The following is a 20527-nucleotide window of genomic DNA, read 5'->3' on the forward strand; positions in this document are numbered from 1 at the left end:
GGCTGCTTTGGTGGCGGCTCGGGGTCGGTTGATGAGTGCGCTGCCTGCGGGTGGCGGGATGGCGGCGGTGCAGGCCAGCGAGCAGGAGGTCCTGGACGCGCTGGAGGGGTTCACCGACCGGCTGTCCATTGCGGCGGTGAACGGCCCTCGGGCGGTGGTCGTCTCGGGTGAACTGGACGCCCTGGACGAGTGGCTCCAACTCCCGCAGTGGCAGGACCGTAAGACGACGAGGCTGCGGGTGTCGCACGCGTTCCACTCGGCGCTCATGGAGCCGATGCTCGACGAGTTCGCCTCGGTCGCGGCGGGGTTGAGTTTCGCGGAGCCGTCCCTCCCGGTGGTCTCGAACCTGACGGGTGCGGTGACGACTTCCGGTGAGCTCGCCGACCCTGCCTATTGGGTGCGGCACGCGCGGGAGGCGGTCCGGTTCGCCGACGGCATCACCGCGCTGGCCGACCTCGGCGTCACCCGCTTCCTTGAGTTGGGCCCGGACGGTTCGCTGACGGCGCTGGCCCGTCAGGTGCTGGACGAGACGGAGACCGAGGCGCTGGTGGTGCCGGCGCTGCGGGCCAAGCAGGGCGAGCCGGACGCGTTCGCCGCGTTCCTCGGGCAGGCCCACACCGCCGGGATCGCTGTCGATTGGGCGGCGTTCTACGCCGGAACCGGCGCACGCACGGTGCCCCTGCCGACGTACGCCTTCCAGCACGAGCGCTACTGGCTGACCTCGCTGGTGGGCGCGGGCGACCCCGCGGCTGCCGGGCTGGGCCGGCTGGACCACCCGCTGCTCACCGCTGCGGTCCCGGTCGGCGACCAGGGCCAGTGGCTGTTCACCGGGCGGCTGTCGCAGGACGTGCAGCCCTGGAGCGGGGACCATGTCGTCGTCGGCGCGGTGATCGCGCCCGGGGCGGCCCTGGTGGAACTGGCCCTGGCGGCCGGCCGGCAGGTGGGCTGCCCGGTGGTGGACGAGCTGGTGCTCCAGGTCCCGCTGCCGGTGCCGGCCCACGAGGCGGTGCCGTTGCAGGTCATGGTCGGCGAACCGGGCCACGACGGCCGCCGGGACGTCGCGGTCTACACCCGCACCCGTGCGGCGCAGGACGACCCGAACGCGGCGGACGTGATGACCTGCCACGCGCGCGGTGTGCTCGCCGAGGAGGCCGGGCTGCTCGCGCCGGCGTTCCCGGCCGAGTGGCCGCCGGCGGGCGCGGAGCCGGTCGAGGTCGAGGGCCTGTACGACCGGCTGGCCGACGCGGGCTACGAGTACGGCCCGTCCTTCCAGGCGCTCCAGGCGGCCTGGCGCGACGGCGAGGACGTCTACGCCGAGCTGGTGCTGCCCGAAGAGGCCGGTGCCGCCCAGCAGTTCGGGATACACCCGGCGCTGCTGGACGCGGCCCTGCACGGCGGGCTGCTGGACCGGGGCGTGACGTCGGCGGTCGAGCTGCCGTTCTCCTGGTCCGGGGTGCGGCTGGACCGGACCGGCACGGCGCGGGCCCGGGTCCGCATCACCCCGGCCGGGCCGTCCACGACCCGGATCGACATCACGGACGAGAGCGGCGAGCCGATCGCGTCCGTCCGGGAACTCGCGTCCCGGCCGGTGGACCAGACGCAGTTGGCGGGCGCCGGGCAGCCGGCCGACGGGTCGCTGTTCACGGTCGACTGGACCGAGGTCGCGGCGGCGGGCGGCACGGCCGCGGCGAACGTCGCGGTGCTCGGCGCGGACGGGCCGTACGCGGACCTGGCCGCGCTGGTCGCGGCGGTGGCCGCGGGCGCGCCGGTGCCGGACGCGGTGGTGACCGAGGTGCCGTCCGCGGGCGGCCCCGACGGCGACACGGCGGACACCGTCGCATCGGTCCGTACGGCGACGGCGCGGACGCTGGAGCTGGTGCAGGAGTGGCTGGCCGCCGAGGCGCTGACCGAGGCGCGGTTGGTGCTGGTGACCCGGGGCGCGGTCTCGACGGCCGGTGAGGCGCCGGACGTGGCGGCGGCTGCCGCGTGGGGCCTGGTCCGCAGTGCGCAGTCCGAGCACCTGGACCGGTTCGCGCTGGTGGACCTCGACCCGGACACGGCCGCGGACGAGGAGGGCTCCGCGCCGGACTGGGCGGCGCTCGCCGGCCTGGGCGAGGCGCAGGTCGCGGTGCGCGGCGGGCGGGTGCTGGCGCCCAAGCTGGCCCGGGCGACCGCCTCGGCGGCGCCCGCCGAGGGGCCGTGGCTGCTCCAGGCGGTCACGAAGGGCTCGCTGGAGGGCCTGGCGCTGGTGCCGGCCGACACCGACCGCCCGCTGGCGGCGGGCGAGATCCGGATGGCGGTGCGCGCCGCGGGCCTGAACTTCCGCGACGTGCTGATCACGCTCGGCCTCTACCCCGGTGACGCCACGCTCGGCAGTGAGGCCGCCGGCACTGTGCTGGAGACCGGCCCGGGCGTCACCGACCTGGCGCCCGGCGACCGGGTGATGGGCCTGACCGCCGACACCTTCGGCCCCGTCGTGATCGTGGACCGGCGGCTGGTCGCGCCGATCCCCGACGCGTGGACGTACGAACAGGCCGCCGCCGTACCGGTGGTGTACCTGACCGCGTACTACGGCCTGGTGCACCTGGCCGGGCTGAGGGCCGGGGAAAAGGTGCTGATCCACTCCGCGGCGGGCGGGGTCGGCATGGCCGCGGTCCAGGTCGCCACGCACCTGGGCGCTGAGGTCTACGCGACCGCCAGCCCCGCGAAGTGGCCCGCTGTGCGGGCCCTCGGGGTGCCGCCCGAGCGGATCGCGTCCTCCCGCGACCTTGTCTTCGCCGAGACCTTCGCCCGGGCGACCGGCGGCGAAGGCGTGGACGTCGTCCTGGACGCCCTGGCCGGCGAGTTCGTGGACGCCTCGCTGGGGCTGCTGCCGCGCGGCGGCCGGTTCCTGGAGATGGGCAAGGCGGACATCCGCGACCCGCAGGAGGTGGCGGCGGCCCACCCGGGGGTCGCGTACCGGCCGTTCGACCTGTTCGAGGTCAGCCCCGAGCGGCTGGGGGAGATGCTCGGCGAGATCGTGGACCTGTTCGCGCGCGGCGTCCTGTCGCACGCGCCGGTCCGCACGTGGGACATCCGGCGGTACGCGGAGGCGTTCCGCTTCCTGCGCGAGGGCCGCAACACCGGCAAGATCGTGCTCACCGTCCCGCAGCCCCCGAACCCCGAGCACGCGGTGCTGGTGACCGGCGGTACCGGGGGTCTGGGTGCTTTGGTGGCACGGCACTTGGCGACGGAGGGCGGTGTCCGGCACCTGGTGCTGGCCTCGCGCCGGGGCCTGGAGGCGCCGGGCGCGGCCGAGTTGGCGGCGGAGCTGGAAGCCGCCGGCGCCCGGGTGCGGGTCGCGGCCTGCGACGTGGCGGACCGGGAGCAACTGACGGCCCTGCTCGGTTCGTTGGAGGTCCCGCTCAGCGGGGTGATCCACGCGGCGGGCGTGCTGGACGACGGTCTGCTGGCGTCGATGACGCCGGAGCAGCTTGAGCGGGTGGTCCGGCCGAAGCTCGAATCGGCGCTGCTGCTCGATGAGTTGACCACCGGCTTGGACGTGCAGTCGTTTGTGTTGTTCTCCTCGGTGGCGGCGTTGATCGGGAGTGCCGGTCAGGGCAACTACGCTGCGGCGAACGCCGGGTTGGACGCGCTGGCGGCGCGGCGGCGGGCCGAAGGGCGGCCGGCGGTGTCGCTGGCGTGGGGCCTGTGGGCGGCCGAGACCGGGATGACCGGGGAACTGGACGCCGGACAGTTGACGCGGCTGAACCGGATGGGTGTGCAGCCGCTGCCGTCGGAGTTGGGGCTCGAACTGCTGGACGCGGCCCAGAAGGTGGACGCGGCGCTGGTCGCGCCGGTGCTGCTGGACCTGGTGGCGCTGCGGGAGCAGGCGCGGGCGGGCACCGCGGTGCCGCTGCTGGCCGGACTCGTCCGCACCCCTGGGCGTACGGCCAAGGCCGGCGGGGGCGGTTCGCTCGCCGCACGGCTGTCCGGCGTGGACCGCGAGCAGTGGGAGCGCGTGACGCTGGACCTGGTGACCGCGCAGGTGGCGGCGGTGCTCGGGCACGCGTCGGCCTCGGCGGTCGACGCGGGGCGGGCGTTCAAGGAGCAGGGCTTCGACTCGCTCTCCTCGGTCGAGCTGCGCAACCGGCTCGCTCAGGCCACGGGCCTCAAGCTGCCCGCGACCCTGGTCTTCGACCACCCGACCTCCCTGGCGGTGGCGCGCTTCCTGGTGACGCAGGTGTCGGGTACGGACGAGGGTGCCGCGAAGACACCGGCCACCCGCACCCCGGCCCGGCGACGGGCCGACGCGGACGAGCCGCTGGCGATCGTCGGCATGGCCTGCCGCTACCCGGGCGGCGCGAACTCGCCCGAGGGCCTGTGGGACCTGGTCGCTTCCGGCCGGGACGCGATATCGGGGCTGCCCGGGGACCGCGGCTGGGACCTGGAGCGGCTGTACGACCCGGACCCCGACCGGACCGGCACCGTGTACACGCGCGGGGGCGGCTACCTGGACGGCGCGGGTGACTTCGACGCGGGGTTCTTCGGGATCAGCCCGCGTGAGGCGCTGGCGATGGACCCGCAGCAGCGGCTGCTGCTCGAAGGCGCGTGGGAGGCGCTGGAGGACGCCGGGATCGATCCCGGCTCCCTGCGCGGCAGCGACACCGGCGTGTTCACCGGCGCGGTCGCGTCCGAGTACGCTGGCGGGGCGACACCCGACCTCGAAGGGTTCCGGCTGACCGGCACCACCACGAGTGTCATCGCCGGCCGGCTGAGCTACACCTTCGGCTTCCAGGGCCCCGCGGTCTCCGTGGACACCGCGTGCTCCTCGTCCCTGGTGGCGATGCACCTGGCGGCGCAGGCGCTGCGCAACGGCGAGTGCTCGCTCGCCCTGGCCGGCGGCGTGACGGTGATGTCCGGGCCGTTCCTGCTGGTGGAGTTCTCCCGGCAGCGCGGCCTGTCGCCCGACGGCCGCTGCAAGTCCTACGCCGACGGCGCCGACGGCACCGGCTTCTCCGACGGCGCCGGCCTGGTGGTGATGGAGCGGCTGTCGGACGCGAAGCGGCTCGGGCACAAGGTGCTGGCGGTGATCCGCGGCAGCGCCGTCAACCAGGACGGCGCGTCCAACGGCCTGACCGCGCCGAGCGGCCCGGCTCAGGAGCGGGTGATCCGGGCGGCGCTGGCTTCGGCGGGGCTGCGGCCGGACCAGGTCGACGCGGTCGAGGGCCACGGCACGGGCACGAAACTGGGCGACCCGATCGAGGCGCAGGCGCTGCTGGCGACCTACGGCCAGGGGCGCGCCGAGGACCGGCCGCTGTGGCTCGGGTCGATCAAGTCCAACATCGGCCACTCGTCTGCGGCTTCGGGCGTGGCCGGGGTGATCAAGATGGTGCAGGCGCTGCGGCACCAGCAGCTCCCGGCCACCCTGCACGCCGACCGGCCCAGCCCGCACGTGGACTGGACCTCAGGCGCGGTCAAGCTGCTCACGGAGGCCCGGCCGTGGACCGACCCGGGGCGTCCGCGCCGCGCGGCCGTGTCCTCCTTCGGCGTCTCCGGCACCAACGCCCACATGATCATTGAGGAGGCACCCGCTCCGAAGGAGGCCGCTCCGGCGGTCCAGGAGTCCCGACCGGCGGTGCCGGTGGTGGTGTCGGCGAAGGACGAGGCGGCGCTGCGGGCCCAGGCGGGCCGGCTGCGGGAGTTCCTGCTCGCGCGGCCGGAAGTCGGGCTGCTGGACCTCGGGTTGTCCGCGGCGACGACCCGGGCGCACCTGGAGCACCGGGCGGCGGTGTCGGCGGCTGATCGGGACGGTCTGCTGGCGGGGTTGGTGGCGCTGGCGTCGGGTCAGCCGGGTGCGGGTGTGGTGCAGGGCCGGGCGGACTCGGGGAAGACGGCGTTCGTGTTCTCGGGTCAGGGTGCGCAGCGGGCGCGGATGGGGGCGGAACTCGCCGAGGCGTTCCCGGTGTTCGCGCGGGCGTTGGCGGAGGTGCGGGCGGAACTCGATCCGTTGCTGGAACGGCCGTTGACGGACGTCCTTGCCGCGGAGGCGGGTTCGGCGGAGGCGGCGCTGCTGGACGATACGCAGTTCACGCAGGCGGGGTTGTTCGCGATCGAGGTCGCGTTGTTCCGGCTGGTGGAGTCGCTGGGTGTGCGGCCGGACTTCCTGGTCGGCCACTCGGTGGGTGAGATCGCGGCGGCTCACGTGTCCGGGGTGCTGTCGCTCAAGGACGCTTCCGCTTTGGTGGCGGCTCGGGGTCGGTTGATGAGTGCGCTGCCTGCGGGTGGCGGGATGGCGGCGGTGCAGGCCAGCGAGCAGGAAGTCCTGGACGCGCTGGAGGGGTTCACCGACCGGCTGTCGATCGCGGCCGTGAACGGCCCTCGGGCGGTGGTCGTCTCGGGTGAACTGGACGCCCTGGACGAGTGGCTCCAACTCCCGCAGTGGCAGGACCGTAAGACGACGAGGCTGCGGGTGTCGCACGCGTTCCACTCGGCGCTCATGGAGCCGATGCTCGACGAGTTCGCCTCGGTCGCGGCGGGGTTGAGTTTCGCGGAGCCGTCCCTCCCGGTGGTCTCGAACCTGACGGGTGCGGTGACGACTTCCGGTGAGCTCGCCGACCCCGGCTACTGGGTGCGGCACGCGCGGGAGGCGGTCCGGTTCGCGGACGGCATCACCGCGCTCGCCGACCTCGGCGTCACCCGCTTCCTGGAGCTGGGCCCGGACGGTTCACTGACCGCCCTGGCCCGTCAGGTGCTGGATGAGGCGGAGTCCGAGGCGCTGGTGGTGCCCGCGCTGCGGGCGAAGCAGGGTGAGCCGGACGCGTTCGCCGCGTTCCTCGGGCAGGCGCACACCGCCGGGATCACCGTGGACTGGGCGGCGTTCTACGCCGGGACCGGCGCGAAGACCGTGTCCCTGCCGACGTACGCCTTCCAGCACGAGCACTACTGGCTGCTGCCGCGTGCGGTGGCCGGTGACGCGGCCGCGGCCGGGCAGGCCGGGCTCGACCACCCGCTGGTGGTCGCGGCGGTCCAGGTCGGCGACCGGGACGAGTGGCTGCTCACCGGCCGGCTGTCCCTCGCGGCGCAGCCGTGGCTGGCCGACCACACGGTGCTCGGCACGGTGCTGGTGCCCGGTGCGGCCCTGACCGAACTGGCCCTGGCCGCCGGGCAGCAGGTCGACGCGCCGGTGGTGGAGGAGCTGATCCTCCAGGCGCCGCTGGCCCTGCCGGCCGGGGAGGCCGTCCAGTTGCAGGTCACCGTGGCCGAGCCGGACGAGAACGGCCACCGGGCGCTCGCGATCTACACCCGCCCGCAGGCCGCGGAGGGCACCGAGCGCCCCGAGGCGACCTGCCACGCCCGCGGCAAGCTGGCGGCGGCGGCCGAGGACACGGCCGCGGCGCCGTTCCCGGCCGAGTGGCCGCCGCCGGGCGCCGTCGCGGTGCCGGTCGACGGCCTCTACGAGCGGCTGGAGGCGGCCGGTTACACCTACGGGCCGGTCTTCCAGGGGCTGCGGGCGGCATGGCGCGCGGGCGGCCAGGTCTACGCCGACGTGGTCCTGCCCGACGAAGAGGCCGGTGCCGCCCAGCAGTTCGGGATACACCCGGCGCTGCTCGACGCGGCCCTGCACGGCGGACTGCTCGACCGTGCCGAGGACGCGGCCGTCGAGCTGCCGTTCTCCTGGTCCGGCGTCCGGCTGGAGCAGCGCGGCGCGGCGCGGATACGGGTCAGGATCACCCCGGCCGGGGCGGAGGGGCCGGCCGCGACCCGGATCGACATCGCCGACGAGGACGGCCGGCCCGTCGCCACGGTGCGGGAGTTCACCGCCCGCCCGGTGGACCCGGCGCAGCTCGCGGGGGCCCGGCGGCCGGGTGACGGCTCGCTGTTCACCGTCGACTGGACCGCGGTCGCCGCTGCGGCCCCGGCGGCCCGGGTGGCGGTCCTCGGCGACCTGCCGGGCAGCGGGGAGCGCTACGCCGACCTCGCCGCCCTCGAAGCGGCCCTGGCCGCCGGAGCGCCGGTGCCCGAGGCGGTCGTGACCGCGGTCGTGGCGCCGTCCCAAAGCACCGCGGGAAGCACCGCCGGAAGCCTGGCCGGAAGCACGGCCGGCGTGGACGCCGACGCGGTTCGGGCTGCCACGGCGGACACCCTGGCCCTGGTGCAGCGCTGGCTCGGCGGGGAGCTGAGCGGGCAACTGGCCGCGGCCAGGCTCGTGGTGGCCACCCGCGGCGGCGTCGCCGTCGGCGACGAGGCGCCCGACCTCCGTCAGGCGCCGGTGTGGGGCCTGCTGCGCAGCGCGCAGTCGGAGCACCCCGGACGGTTCGCGCTGGTGGACCTCGACCCGGACACGGCCGCGGACGACGGCGGCTCCGCACCGGACTGGGCCGCGCTCGCCGGCGGCAGCGAGCCGCAGGTCGCCCTGCGCGGCGGGCAGGTGCTCGCCCCCAGGCTGGCCCGCGCGGCCGCACCGGCGGCGCCCCAACAGGGCCCGTGGACGCTGGCCTCGGTCGCCAAGGGCTCGCTGGAGGGCCTGTCCCTGGTGCCGTCCGGCGCCGACCGGCCGCTGGGCGCCCGCGAGGTGCGGGTCGCGGTACGCGCCGCGGGCCTGAACTTCCGCGACGTGCTCATCGCGCTCGGCCTCTACCCGGGCGACGCGCCGCTGGGCAGCGAGGCGGCGGGCGTCGTCCTGGAGACCGGTTCGGATGTCACCGACCTGGCCCCCGGCGACCGGGTGCTCGGCCTGATCCCCGAGTCGTTCGGCACGACGGCGGTCACCGACCGGCGGATGGTCGCGCCGATGCCCGCGGGCTGGACGTTCGAACAAGCCGCCGCCGTACCGGTGGTGTACCTGACCGCGTACTACGGCCTGGTGGAGCTGGGCCGGCTCACCGCCGGTGAGCGGGTGCTGATCCACGCGGCGGCCGGCGGCGTCGGCATGGCCGCGGTGCAGCTGGCCAGGCGGCTGGGCGCGGAGGTCTACGCGACCGCGAGCCCCGCCAAGTGGGCGGCCGTACAAGCGCTGGGGGTGCCGGCCGAACGGATCGCGTCCTCCCGGGACCTGGCCTTCGCCGAGACCTTCGCCCGGGCGACCGGCGGCGAGGGCGTGGACGTGGTCCTCAACGCGCTGGCCGGGGAGTACATCGACGCGTCGCTCGGCCTGATGCCGCGCGGCGGCCGGTTCCTGGAGATGGGCAAGGCCGACGTCCGCGACCCGCAGGCGGTGGCCGATGCCCGGCCGGGCGTGGTGTACCGGGCGTTCGACGCCTTCGAGGCCGGTCCCGAGCACATCCAGGAGATGCTGGTCGAGGTGCTGGACCTGTTCGCGCGCGGCGTCCTGTCGCACGCGCCGGTCCGCACCTGGGACGTACGCGACGGCCAGGAGGCGTTCCGGTTCCTGCGCGAGGGCCGCAACACCGGCAAGGTGGTGCTCACCGTGCCGGGGCCGTTCGACGCGGACGGCGCGGTGCTGGTGACCGGCGGCACCGGTGGCCTGGGGGCCCTGGTGGCACGCCACTTGGCGACCGAGGGCGGCGTCCGCCACCTGGTGCTGGCCTCGCGCCGGGGCCTGGAGGCGCCGGGCGCGGCCGAGTTGGCGGCGGAGCTGGAAGCCGCCGGCGCCCGGGTGCGGGTGGCGGCCTGCGACGTGGCGGACCGGGAGCAACTGGCGGCGCTGCTCGGCTCGTTGGAGGTCCCGCTGGCCGGGGTCGTGCACGCGGCCGGTGTGCTGGACGACGGGGTGGTGACCTCGCTGACCCCGGAGCAGCTGGACCGGGTGCTGCGGCCGAAGGTCGACGCGGCCCTGCTGCTGGACGAGTTGACGGCGGGCACGGACGTGGGCTCGTTCGTCCTGTTCTCCTCCGCCGCGGGCCTGATCGGCAGTTCGGGCCAGGGCAACTACGCGGCGGCCAACGCCGTCCTGGACGCCCTTGCCGCGCGGCGGCGGGCCGAAGGGCGCCCGGCGGTGTCGCTGGCGTGGGGCCTGTGGGCCGAGGAGACCGGGATGGCCGGGGGCCTGGACGAGGCGGCGCTGGCCCGGCTCGCCCGGCAGGGGGTGCGGCCGATGCCCGCGCCGCTGGCCCTGGACCTGTTCGAGCAGGGCAGGCGGCACGGCCGGCCGCTGATGGTGCCGGCCCGGTTCGACCTGGCCGCGCTGCGGGTCCAGGCCGGCGGCGGGCTGCTGCCGCCGCTGCTGGCGGGGCTGGCCGGCGCCCCGGCCCGCCGCACCCCGGCGGCCGCCGGGACCCCGGTGCGGCGGCTGGCCGCGGTTGCCGAGGGCGAACGCGCGGGCGCCGCACTGGAGTTGGTCCGCTCGCACGTCGCTGCGGTGCTCGGCCACCCGTCGCCCGAAGCGGTCGACCCCGGCCGTGGGTTCCGCGAGCTCGGCTTCGACTCGCTGGCCGCCGTCGAGCTGCGCAACCGGCTCACCCAGGCGACCGGGCTGCGGTTGCCCACGACGCTGGTCTTCGACCACCCGGACCCCACGGCCGTCGCCGAGCTGCTGCTCAGCCTGACCGCGGCGCAGGCCGAGGCGGCCGGGTCCGCCACCGGCGGGGCACACCCGGCGGCCGCCGGCGCCACCGGCACCGGTCACCATGACGGCAACGGCACCTTCAGCGCGCTGATCCACCACGCCCACGCGACGCAGTCGCTGGTCGAGGCGCTGCCGATGCTCACCGAGGCGTCGCGGTTCAAGCCCGCGTTCGGCCCGTCCGAACTGCCGGACAGCGCCGGATACGTGGTCAAGCTCGCCTCGGGCGACGGACAGCCCGCGCTGGTCTGCGTGCCGTCCTTCATGCCCGGCTCCGGCCCGCACCAGTTCATGCGGTTCGCCGACGCCTTCGAGGGCAAGCGGGACGTCTTCGCCTGCACGCTGCCCGGGTTCCACGGCACGGACGCCGGACCGGGGTCCTGGAGCGCCGCGATCGACGTGATGGTCCAGGCGATCCGGCGGGCGGTGGGCGACGCGCCCTTCGTCCTGGTCGGCTACTCGATCGGCGGTGTCCTGGCGCACTCCGTCGCCGCCCGGCTCGAAGCGGCCGGCGACGGGTCGGGACCGGCCGGGGTGGTGATGCTCGACACGCCCACGCCGACCGACGAGAAGCAGATCCTGGGGGTCTTCTCCCAGGTGATGGCGGAGATCCTCGACCGCGGCCACGGCGCCACCGTGATCGACGACGGCAGCTGGCTGGCGATGGGCACCTATGTGCGCCTGCTCGCCGAACGCCGCCCCGACCAGATCACCGCGCCCAGCCTGCTGATCCGCGCCGGCCGACCGCTGGCCGCGGCCGCCGCCGGCTTCGGCGACGGGAGCGGGAACCTGGCCGACGACGGCTCCGACTGGCCGGCGTGGAACGTCTGCGACGGCCAGGTGGAGATCGCCGCCGACCACTTCTCGCTCATCGAGACGGAGTCCGCGCTGACGGCCGAGGCGACCGAGCGGTGGCTCACGGCGGAGCGGACACCCGAAGGGACCGGCGCGAAGAAGAAGGCCGGCGCCCCCGCGAAGGCCGGTGCCCCCGCGAAGAGCGGCACCCCCGCGAAGAGCGGCACCCCGAAGAAGACCGACACCCCGAAGAAGGCCGCTGCCGCGAAGAAGGGTGCTGCCGCCAAGAAGGCCGCCGCGGCGAAGAAGACCGCTTCTGCGAAGAAGACCGCTGCTGCGAAGCGGACGGGTTCGGCGAAGAAGACCGGTTCCGAAGAAAAGTGACGACAACAGGAGGAACGAACATGGCACTCGACGGCACGTGGGCGATCACGTACCAGGGTCCGACCGGTGACAAGCAGGCCGACCTGGTCCTCAGCACCGACGGCACCACCCTCACCGGGACCTTCGACGGCACGCCGATCGACGACGGCAAGGTCGACGGCGCGGATTTCAGCTACACCGCCAAGCTGACCTCCCCGGCCAAGATCAAGGTCAAGACGACCGGCACCGTCGACGGGGACACGATGAGCGGCAAGGTGAAGGCGGCCTTCATGACGTTCAACTTCTCCGGCAAGCGCAAGTAGCAGCCCCCATGGCGGGCACCTGACGCGCGGCGCGGGTGCCCGCCGGACCGGCGGACGGTCCGCACGAGATACCGAGAACGACGCCACGAAGGGCGGCCCATGTACCTCACCCAATCGCTGCACCGCGCCGTACGGCAGTCGCCCGACGTGCCGTTCACCGTGTTCGGCGCGCGCACCCTCACCTCCCGCCAGACGTACGATGCGGTGGCGCGCCTGGCGGGCGGCCTGCTCGGGCTCGGCGTGCGCAAGGACGACCGGGTGGGCCTGCTGTCGCTGAACACCGACCGGTTCTGCCAGGTCACCCTCGCGACCGCCTGGGCGGACGCGGCCATCGTGCCGCTCAACACCCGCTGGAGCGCCGCCGAGCACGCCTACGCCCTCACGGACGCCGGTACCGCCGTCCTGTTCGTCGACGACCCGTTCCTGCCGATGGTGCCCGAGCTGCGCGCGAAGGTGCCGGGCCTGCGGACGGTCGTGCACTGCGGCGACGCCCCCACCCCCGACGGGCTGGTGCCGCTCGCCGACCTGCTGGCCGCCGAACCGGTGGACGACGTGCACCGGCAGGGCGACGAGATGGCGGGCATCTTCTACACCGGCGGCACCACCGGCGTACCCAAGGGCGTCATGCTCAGCCACCGCCAGCTGCACATCACCGCCCTGGGCACGCTGCTGCACACCAAGCTCCCGCGCGGCGGCACCTCCGTGCTGGCCGCGCCCGCCTTCCACCTGGCCGGGTTCGCGTTCTGGATCGTCGGCATGCTGGCCGACATGACCACGGTGCCGGTCGCCCTCTTCGACCCGGTCGGGATACTGCGCACCGTCCAGGAGCACCGCGCCAAGCAGACCCTGCTGGTACCGGCGATGATCCAGGCCGTCGTCAGCCACCCCGAAGCGGGCAACTACGACCTCAGCAGCCTGGAACTCCTCGCCTACGGGGCGTCCCCGATCTCCGAGACGCTGCTCACCCGCGCCCGTGCCGCCTTCCCGTCCGCGAAGTTCCTCCAGGTGTACGGCATGACGGAGCTGTCGCCGTCCACGACGCTGCTGCTCGACGCCGACCACGACGACCCCGTGCTGCGCCGCTCGGTCGGCCAGGCCGCGCCCTACGCGCTGGTGCGGATCGTGGACGAGAAGGGCAACGAGGTGCCGCCCGGCACCGTCGGCGAGATCGTCGCCAAGGGCGACCACGTGATGCTCGGCTACTGGAACAAGCCGGAGGAGACCGCGGCGGCGGTCCGGGACGGCTGGATGCACACCGGCGACGTCGGCACCATGGACGAACGCGGCTACGTCTACGTCGTGGACCGGCTCAAGGACATGATCGTCAGCGGCGGCGAGAACGTGTACTCGACCGAGGTGGAGAACGTCGTCGCCAAGCACCCCGCGGTCGCGCAGGTCGCGGTGATCGGCCTGCCCGACGACCGGTGGGGCGAGCGGGTGCACGCGGTGGTCACCCTCGCGCCGGGCGCCACCCTCACCGTGGAGGAGTTGCAGGCGTTCTGCCGGCAGGAGATCGCCGGGTACAAGTGCCCGCGCAGCCTGGAGGTCGTGGCGCAGTTCCCGATGTCGGGGGCCGGCAAGATCCTCAAGCGCGAGCTGCGGGCGGCCGCCGCCCGCAGCTGACGAATCGTCAGTTCTTGCGAACTGCCCCGGCCACGTGCATCGCGGCCGGGGCAGTCGTATGTGCGGTGCTCAGCGCCTGGGTCAGAACTTCAGCGCCGCCAGGCCGTTCGGCGTACCGAGCCCCGTCGGGCCGTCGTAGCCCGGCAGCGAGGTGCACAGGTAGCTGGTGGTGGGGCACTCCTGGCCGTTGCCGGGGATGCTGGCGCTCGCCCCGCCCGCCGCGTCGTTGAGCAGGTCGCGGTGCGCGTACAGGCCCGAGGCGTCCTTGATGCCCGCGGCGGGGCCGGCCATCACGTACATCGCCGCCACCAGCGGGGTGGCCGCGCTGGTGCCGCCGGCGTGCAGCCAGCCGCCGGGCAGGCCGTCAGCCAGGTCGGGCGTGCTGTCGTAGATCGCCAGCCCGGTGTACGGGTCGGCGACCGCGGAGACGTCCGAGACGGTCCGGCCGGGGCAGGCGGTGTCGTGCTGCCAGGACGGCTTGTCGACGTGGGCGGAGCAGGACGCGCCGGCGCCCGAGGGCCGCTGGGTCGGCCCCCACGCGGTCTCCGTCCAGCCCCGGGAGGTGTCGCTGCGGGTCAGCGAGGTGCCGCCGACCGCGATGACCGAGGTGAGGTCGGCCGGGTAGGGCGCGTCGAGCTGGTAGCCGTTGTCACCCGACGCGGCCAGGATGGGCACGCCCGGGTGCGCGTAGGAGCCGACGGTCGTGGGCCGCCCGTCCGCCCCGATGACGGCGCCGTCCCACTGGGTGCTCTCCGGCGCGCTGTAGCTGTTGGAGACGGCGCTCGCGCCGAGCCGTACCGCGGTGTCCTCGGCGGTCGCCAGCTGGATCGCACCGGCCGCGTCGCCCTCGACCAGCAGGATGTTGCAGTCGGGGCAGGCCGCCGAGACGGCCTCCACGTCGAGGCTGATCTCCACCGCCCAGCTCACGTCGACCGGGGGCAGCGGCGCAGCGTCGCCGTTCTGGTTGACCTTGCGGAAGCAGCCGTTGGCGGTGGTGCAGGCCGGCAGGCCGTACGTCGCGCGGTAGACGGCGAGGTCGGCCTCGACGGTCGGCGCGTCGTAGGCGTCGACGATCGCGACGGTGCGGCCCTTGCCCGCGTGCGCGGCCACGTCGGAGGCGATGTGGTAGGCGGACTGGAGGTCGGACGGGCCGTAGCCGTCGGGCAGCGTGGCGTCGGCCTTGGGCGAGAAGGAGCGGGCGCCGGGCACCGACGTGTCCGGCATCACCTCGGCCTGACAGGCCAGTTGGCCGGGCGGCGGGGCGGAACAGACCGACACCGGGGCGGTGGCGGCCGCCGTACCGGAGGCGTCGTCGCCGAAGGAGGACGGGGAGACGACCGCGAGCAGGCCGAGGACGGTCGCCGCGACCGCCACCGAACCGGCCACCGGCCGGAAGAAGCGGGAGGACATCACTGAGGACTCCTGGGAGGTCGGGGTGGTCACGGTCACCGCACCTGGTAGGCGCTCGACAGGGTCTGGTCGATCCGGCCGCCCTGCTGGTCCCACGCCGCGACCCGGAACGACACGGTGCCGCCGGACGCGGAGGCGGGCACGGTGTACGCGGCCCGGTAGGCGCCCTTGCCGCCGGTCACCCGCAGGTCCTGCCAGCTCTTGCCGCCGTCGTAGGACACCTGGGCGGTCGCGCCGGAGATCTGCCCCCCGGTCGTGTACTGCTCGCGTGCCACGTCCAGGTCCAGGGTGTGCCGGCCCGTGGTCAGGCGGTGCTGGAGGTCGGCGTCCGTGCTGGTGGACGCGAACAGCAGCGGCAGCGCGGCGCAGGAGGTGGTCAGGCCGTCGCAGGTCGCCACGTCGGACGGCGGCTTTTGGCCCTTGCCCGGGTCGGCGGTGAACGTCCAGGTCGTGTCGGTGCCGGCGGTCGGGGTGCCGTGGCTGCGCGTGATCTGCTGGCGCAGCCGGTAGGTGGCCTTGCCCGCGGGCACCGCGACGCTCGCCCCGAACAGGTTGCCGTCGCCACTGGCCTGGAGCGTGCCGTCGCGGGTCAGCGTCGTCGTGCCGGAGTCGTCGTACCCGACGCCGACGGTGCCGGGTGTGCTGTCGCCGTCCTCGCCGATGCCGAACACCAGCGTGTCCGCCGTCGCGCACGCGCCGCAGTTGACCGCGCCGAGGCCGGTGTCCACCTGCACGCCGGGCTGCGGCGCGTCGCCCTCCCACAGCACCGAGCGGTGCTCGCCGGCGCGGTAGGCGGTGTCCGCGCCGCTGAGCAGGACCTCGGTCTGCTCGTCCTCCAGTTGCGTCCGCCAGGTCAGACCCGGCGTCGCACTCACGTAGTCGGTCAACGTGCTGCCCGGGGTGGGGAAGTTGAACCCGACGGCTGTCTGGACCCCGGCGCGCGCGGCCCACACCGGCGTCACGTTCTGGACGAGCAGGTCCCAGCCGCTCGGACCGGTCGGCGCCGAGAAGGTGTGCTCGACCGTGGCCAGCGACTTCGCGTCGACCGACGCCGGATACGAACTCGGCAGGTGGTCATAGGAGTCGGCGAGGTGGTACGTGTACGGCCGCGCGGCGTCCGCGGGCGAGGTCAGGGTCGTGGAGACCACCGCCTGGAAGCGGCCGTGCGTGACCGGCGAGGTCGTGTTGAACGTCAGGTCGGACAGGTCGCTGCCCTGGTGCAGGACCTGGAGGGCCACGCTGCCGGTGTCGCTGCCGGGCGAGCCGTCGCTGCGGTAGAGGGTGAACTCGGTGCCGGCGACCGTCGCCGGGCGCGGGGTGGCCGGCACCGGGATCGTGTGCGTGGAGGTGCGCGCGTCCAGGGTGACGCTCGTCCCGTCGCCCACCGCGACGTCCGGCGCGATGGTGATGTGCGTGCCCTCGATGTACATCAACTCGTAGTGCCCGGTGGGCACGCTGAGCTTCATGCTGCCCCGGGGCACGTTGAACACCGTGTTGTCGTACGCGGTGTGGTCCACGTCGATCAGGTACAGCTCGCCCGTGGTGGTGGGCTGCCCGGACGTGTCGACCAGGTGCACCGTGAGGCGGCCGACGCGGTACGCGTCGCTCTTCCGGGACGCCGTCGCGGGCGTCGCGGCCTTCGGGGTGAACGCGCCGGTGCCGCAGGTGCGTTCGGCCAGTGCCGTGGTGTCGTACGGGGCCAGGCCCGTCTTCGCGGTGGCGGCGTTCGCGGGCACCAGGTACTGGTGGCCCCCGCTGCGGAAGGAGAGCAGCGTGCGGTTCTCGCCCGCGGCCGGGTCGGTGAGGCGGGCACCGTCCGCGGTGACGGTCGCGCCGATCCCGCCCGGCAGGGTCACCCGGCAGCCCGCCGCGGCCTGTTGCGCCGCGGCCGTCCTGACGAAAGCGGACGGCGGTGTGCCCTCCGCGTGCGACGCGGGCACCACGAACAGCCCGCACGCGGCGGCCAGCCCGAGTGCCGCCAACCGGCCGCCACGGTGCCCCATCAGGGGTATGGGTCGTTTCAACTCGACGTTCACCTTTCGGTGTTGGGGGTCAGGAAACCCGCCCGGTCACAGGGGCTCGTAGCCCGTGAACGGGTCGTCGTCCATCTCCTCGGACGACCCGGGCGGTTCCTCGGGAACGTGCGGCGCCTCCTCGGCCGGCCCTTCGCCGTCCGCGGAGCATGGTCCGGCCGGGTGCCCCTCCTCCCTCGGGACGCCCTCACCGAAACGGCTCACCCTTTTGCTCTCCATCACGTGTCGCGGAACCGGATGCCGCCCGCACAGCGGGCGAACGCGAGTATCACCACCCCCGCGCCCCCCTCGCGATCCGTCAACTGACCTAAAGTTCCCCGGGGCCCCTCGGGGCGGGTGGGCCGGGAAACCGGGGAGCCGCCCGGCCCGCTACGTCAGGATTCCGCCGGGGCGATGCCCGCGTTGAGGGCCGCCACGGCCAGGGCGGTGCGGGACCTGACGTGGTGCTTGCGCATCGCGGAGTTGAGCTGGGCGGCCACCGTGCGGGGGGAACGGGACAGGGCGCGGGCGATGTCGGGGGTGGACAGCCCGGTCAGCATCAGCCGTACGACCTCCAGTTCGCGCGGGGAGAGCCGGTCGCCGTAGCCGCGCCGCGGCCCGCGCGGAGCGGCCCGCTCCACCGCGGCCACCCGCCGCGCGTCCTCGTGGGCCCCCAGCTCCCGGAACCCGCCCTCGACCGCGGTGAGCAGGTCGGCCGCCCCGAGGGCCAGGGCCCGCCGCTCGCGGGCGAGCAGCGCCTCGTAGGGCCGCGGCAGCCGCTCCCAGGCGACGGCCGCCGCCTCCCACCGCTCCGCCACCTGCGCGCCCGGCTCGCGCGCCTCCGCCACCCACGCCTCGCACGTGGCCAGCGCGGCGGCGGCCGCGGGGGAGGGCACCCCGCGCAGGCCCCGCGCGTAGCGGGCGAGGAGGTCCTCGGCCGCGTCGATCCGCCCGGCGGCGACGAACGCCCGCACCCGGACGGGCGCGATCTCCGTGGCCCACAGCCAGATCCCCTTGCGGGTGACGACCCGCATCCCCTCCTCGGTGAGCGCGAGGCACTCCTCGACCCGCCCCTCGGCCAGCCGCATCGCCGCCAGCGCGGCCGTCGGCTTCAGCGGCACCTCCACCATGCCGCGCCGCGCCGCTTCGGCCGAGACGTGCTCGAACCGCCCGCCTGCCGCGGCGAGTTCCGCCTCCCCGGTGGCACCGGCCGCACCCAGCAGCGCGAGCACCAGCAGCCCGTCGAGGATCATCAGCGGCTCCTGCTCGATGCGGGTGAACGCCGCCGCCCGCTCGGCCAGCCCCGCCCAGCGGCCCTCGTACCAGTCGAGGTGGACCAGCGTCACCAGCGCCATGTCCCGCATCCGCAGGTACCCGTGCGCCGCGCTGACCTCCGCGGCCCGCTCCAGCCGCGGCCGCGCCCGCGCGTAGAACCCCCAACGCAGCGCCGCGTCCCCGATGTTGAGGTCGGCACGGATGGTGCTGAGCAGGTCCTCCGGGCGCTCGGCGGCCGCCGGGACGCCCGCGGCGACGTCCCACCCGGCGGGGTCGCCCATCTCCAGCAGCGCGGTCACCCGGTCCACCCGGAACGTCAACCGCCCCTGCGCGGGGACCCTGACCTCCACCAGCTCCACCGACTTGTCCAGCCACCGCCGGTGCGCGGAGACCGGCCAGTCCGCGCCGCCGGGCCGGCTGAGCGCGCTCATCGCCGCGGCGGCCTCCTGCGGCCGGTCGTCCAGGTCGCCGATCGCGCGCTCCAACTCCGCGGCGCCGGCGGCGTACTGGCCGGTCTGGAGCAGCATCCGGCCCAACTGGGCGCGGATCTCGCCGCGTTCGGGCCGCGACAGGGCGTCGCCGTCGAGCAGGGACCGCAGCACCCCGAGGAGTTCGGTGCTGGCGAGGTACCCGGAGAAGGCGTAGACGGGGAACTTCCGGCACAGCCGGGCGGCGTCCCCGGCCGGCAGGCCCGGCGCCGACAGCAGCGCGTGCATCGCCGACACCGCCGCCGGCTGGTCCCCCGAGGCGAGCGACAGGTCCGCGGCCCGCTCGGTGTAGCGCCGCCACGCGCCGGTGTCGCCGCCCGCCGCGAAGTGCCGCGGCAACTGGGCGATCGGGACCGGCGACAGCTTCTCCAGCGCCCGCCCGGCCCGCAGGTGCAGCACGCGCCGCTCCCCGCCGGGGATGTCGTCGTAGACGGCGCGGCCGGCCAGCAGGTGGCGGAAGTGCACCCGCCCGGTGGGGTCCTCGACCAGCGCCCTGGCCCGTACGGCCGCGGCCAGCGCGGCTTCGGCCCGCTCGGCCGGCAGCCCCGACACGGCCACCAGCACCGCGGGCCCCACCGGCTCCGCGAGGACGGCGGCGGCGCGCAGCACCTCGCGGTCGTCGGGCGCGAGACGGGCGGCGCGCTCCAGCACCGCGTCGCGGATCGTCGGCGGCACCTCGATCCGGGTCAGGGTCCGGCGCCGCCACTCGCCGCCGTGGCGCACCAGGTCCGCCCGGTCGCCCAGCAGCCGTACGGACTCCTCCAGGGCGAGCGGCAGACCCGAGGTGTGCTGGTGCAGGAAGGCGGCGAACGCGTCGGAGACATGCTCGTCGTGGAGCATCGAGGAGATGAACTGCGCGGTCTCGGCCACGCTCAGCGGGGCGAGCACGATCCGGGTGTGCACGCTGCCGGGCGCGGGTCTGGCGGCCAGGCGCAGGAGGTGGGAGCCGACCGGCACGTCCTCGGGGCGGTAGGTCAGCACCAGGCTGACGCGTTCCGCCGCCGGGCGGGTGGCGAGGAAGAGCAGGAAGTCGAGGGTGGCCGCGTCCGCCCAGTGCGCGTCCTCCACGGCCAGTACCGCGGTGCCGCACCCGGCGAGGAGTTCGCGCAGCGCGCGGAAGAGGCGGTGCCGGGCGGCCCCGGCGTCGTCGAGCCGCTCGGGCGCGGGCGGCAGGTCGCCGGCCCACTCGGGGAAGAGCGGGCGCAGCGCCCCGGCCAGCGGGGACAGGCCCAGCGCGGCCACGTCGACGCCGGTCTGGCGGGCCGCGTCCACGACCGGGGCGAGGGTGAGGGTCTCCCGGAAGGGCGGGCAGCCCGCGACCAGCACCCGGCCGGGGCGACCGGGGCGGCCGGGGCGGGGCGCGGCGCCGGGGCCGGCCGCCTCCAGGGCCTCCAGCACCTCCTGGAGCAGCCGGGTCTTGCCGATGCCCGCCTCGCCCTCGACGAAGACGGCCGCGGGCCCGGCGGTGAGGCCGCGCACGGCCCGCTCCAGCTCCGCCGCCCGCCCGACCAGCCGGGGCCCGCGCACCGCGGGCGTACCGTCCTGGACCGCCGGTCGCGCTGCCACGGCCCCGCCTCCCCTCACCGACCCCCGTGCACCCGCCTGCGTCAGCGGCCCATTGTGTCCCGGCGGGCGCCCGCTGACCAGGCAAACCTTCCGCCGTCGAAGCCCCGCACCGGAACACGGCCCCGGCACCGCACCCGAACGCGGCGCCGGGCCCGCGCAACCGCCGTA

7 protein-coding genes are annotated in these 20527 nt (G+C 75.2%); 3 read left to right on the forward strand and 4 right to left on the reverse strand.

Annotation, left to right across the window (positions count from 1 at the left end):
• The 3 genes from AC3EVP_RS35595 to AC3EVP_RS35605 form a co-directional block, all read left to right on the forward strand.
• The coding region (locus tag AC3EVP_RS35595) for an SDR family NAD(P)-dependent oxidoreductase (RefSeq protein ID WP_435137585.1) at window positions 1–11683 on the forward strand (11683 nt) is incomplete at its 5' end.
• A gap of 20 nt (window positions 11684–11703) precedes the next feature.
• A complete protein-coding gene (locus AC3EVP_RS35600; protein WP_335984181.1) occupies window positions 11704–11985 on the forward strand; it encodes a hypothetical protein in 282 nt (93 codons plus the stop codon).
• A gap of 99 nt (window positions 11986–12084) precedes the next feature.
• Window positions 12085–13608: a long-chain-fatty-acid--CoA ligase gene (locus AC3EVP_RS35605; protein ID WP_335984182.1), complete on the forward strand. Its 1524-nt coding sequence runs from the start codon at window positions 12085–12087 to the stop codon at window positions 13606–13608.
• 81 nt (window positions 13609–13689) lie between these two features.
• Here the strand turns inward: AC3EVP_RS35605 and AC3EVP_RS35610 are convergent, their stop codons facing one another.
• From AC3EVP_RS35610 to AC3EVP_RS35625, 4 genes are all read right to left on the reverse strand, one after another.
• Window positions 13690–15051 (reverse strand): S53 family peptidase, encoded by a 1362-nt coding sequence (locus tag AC3EVP_RS35610; protein WP_435137589.1) that lies wholly within the window; start codon window positions 15049–15051, stop codon window positions 13690–13692.
• Window positions 15052–15053: 2 nt separating this feature from the next.
• The gene (locus AC3EVP_RS35615) at window positions 15054–17042 is read right to left on the reverse strand and encodes a hypothetical protein (protein WP_435137592.1); all 1989 of its coding nucleotides are present in this window, start codon (window positions 17040–17042) and stop codon (window positions 15054–15056) included.
• 45 nt (window positions 17043–17087) lie between these two features.
• On the reverse strand, window positions 17088–17255 hold the full coding sequence (locus AC3EVP_RS35620; RefSeq protein WP_435137595.1) for a hypothetical protein: 168 nt from the start codon (window positions 17253–17255) through the stop codon (window positions 17088–17090).
• A gap of 170 nt (window positions 17256–17425) precedes the next feature.
• Window positions 17426–20359 carry an ATP-binding protein gene (locus AC3EVP_RS35625; protein ID WP_435137598.1) on the reverse strand — a complete coding sequence of 978 codons (2934 nt, stop codon included), beginning with the start codon at window positions 20357–20359 and terminating at the stop codon, window positions 17426–17428.
• Window positions 20360–20527: the final 168 nt, after the last annotated feature.

The organism is Actinacidiphila sp. bgisy144, from assembly GCF_057708105.1.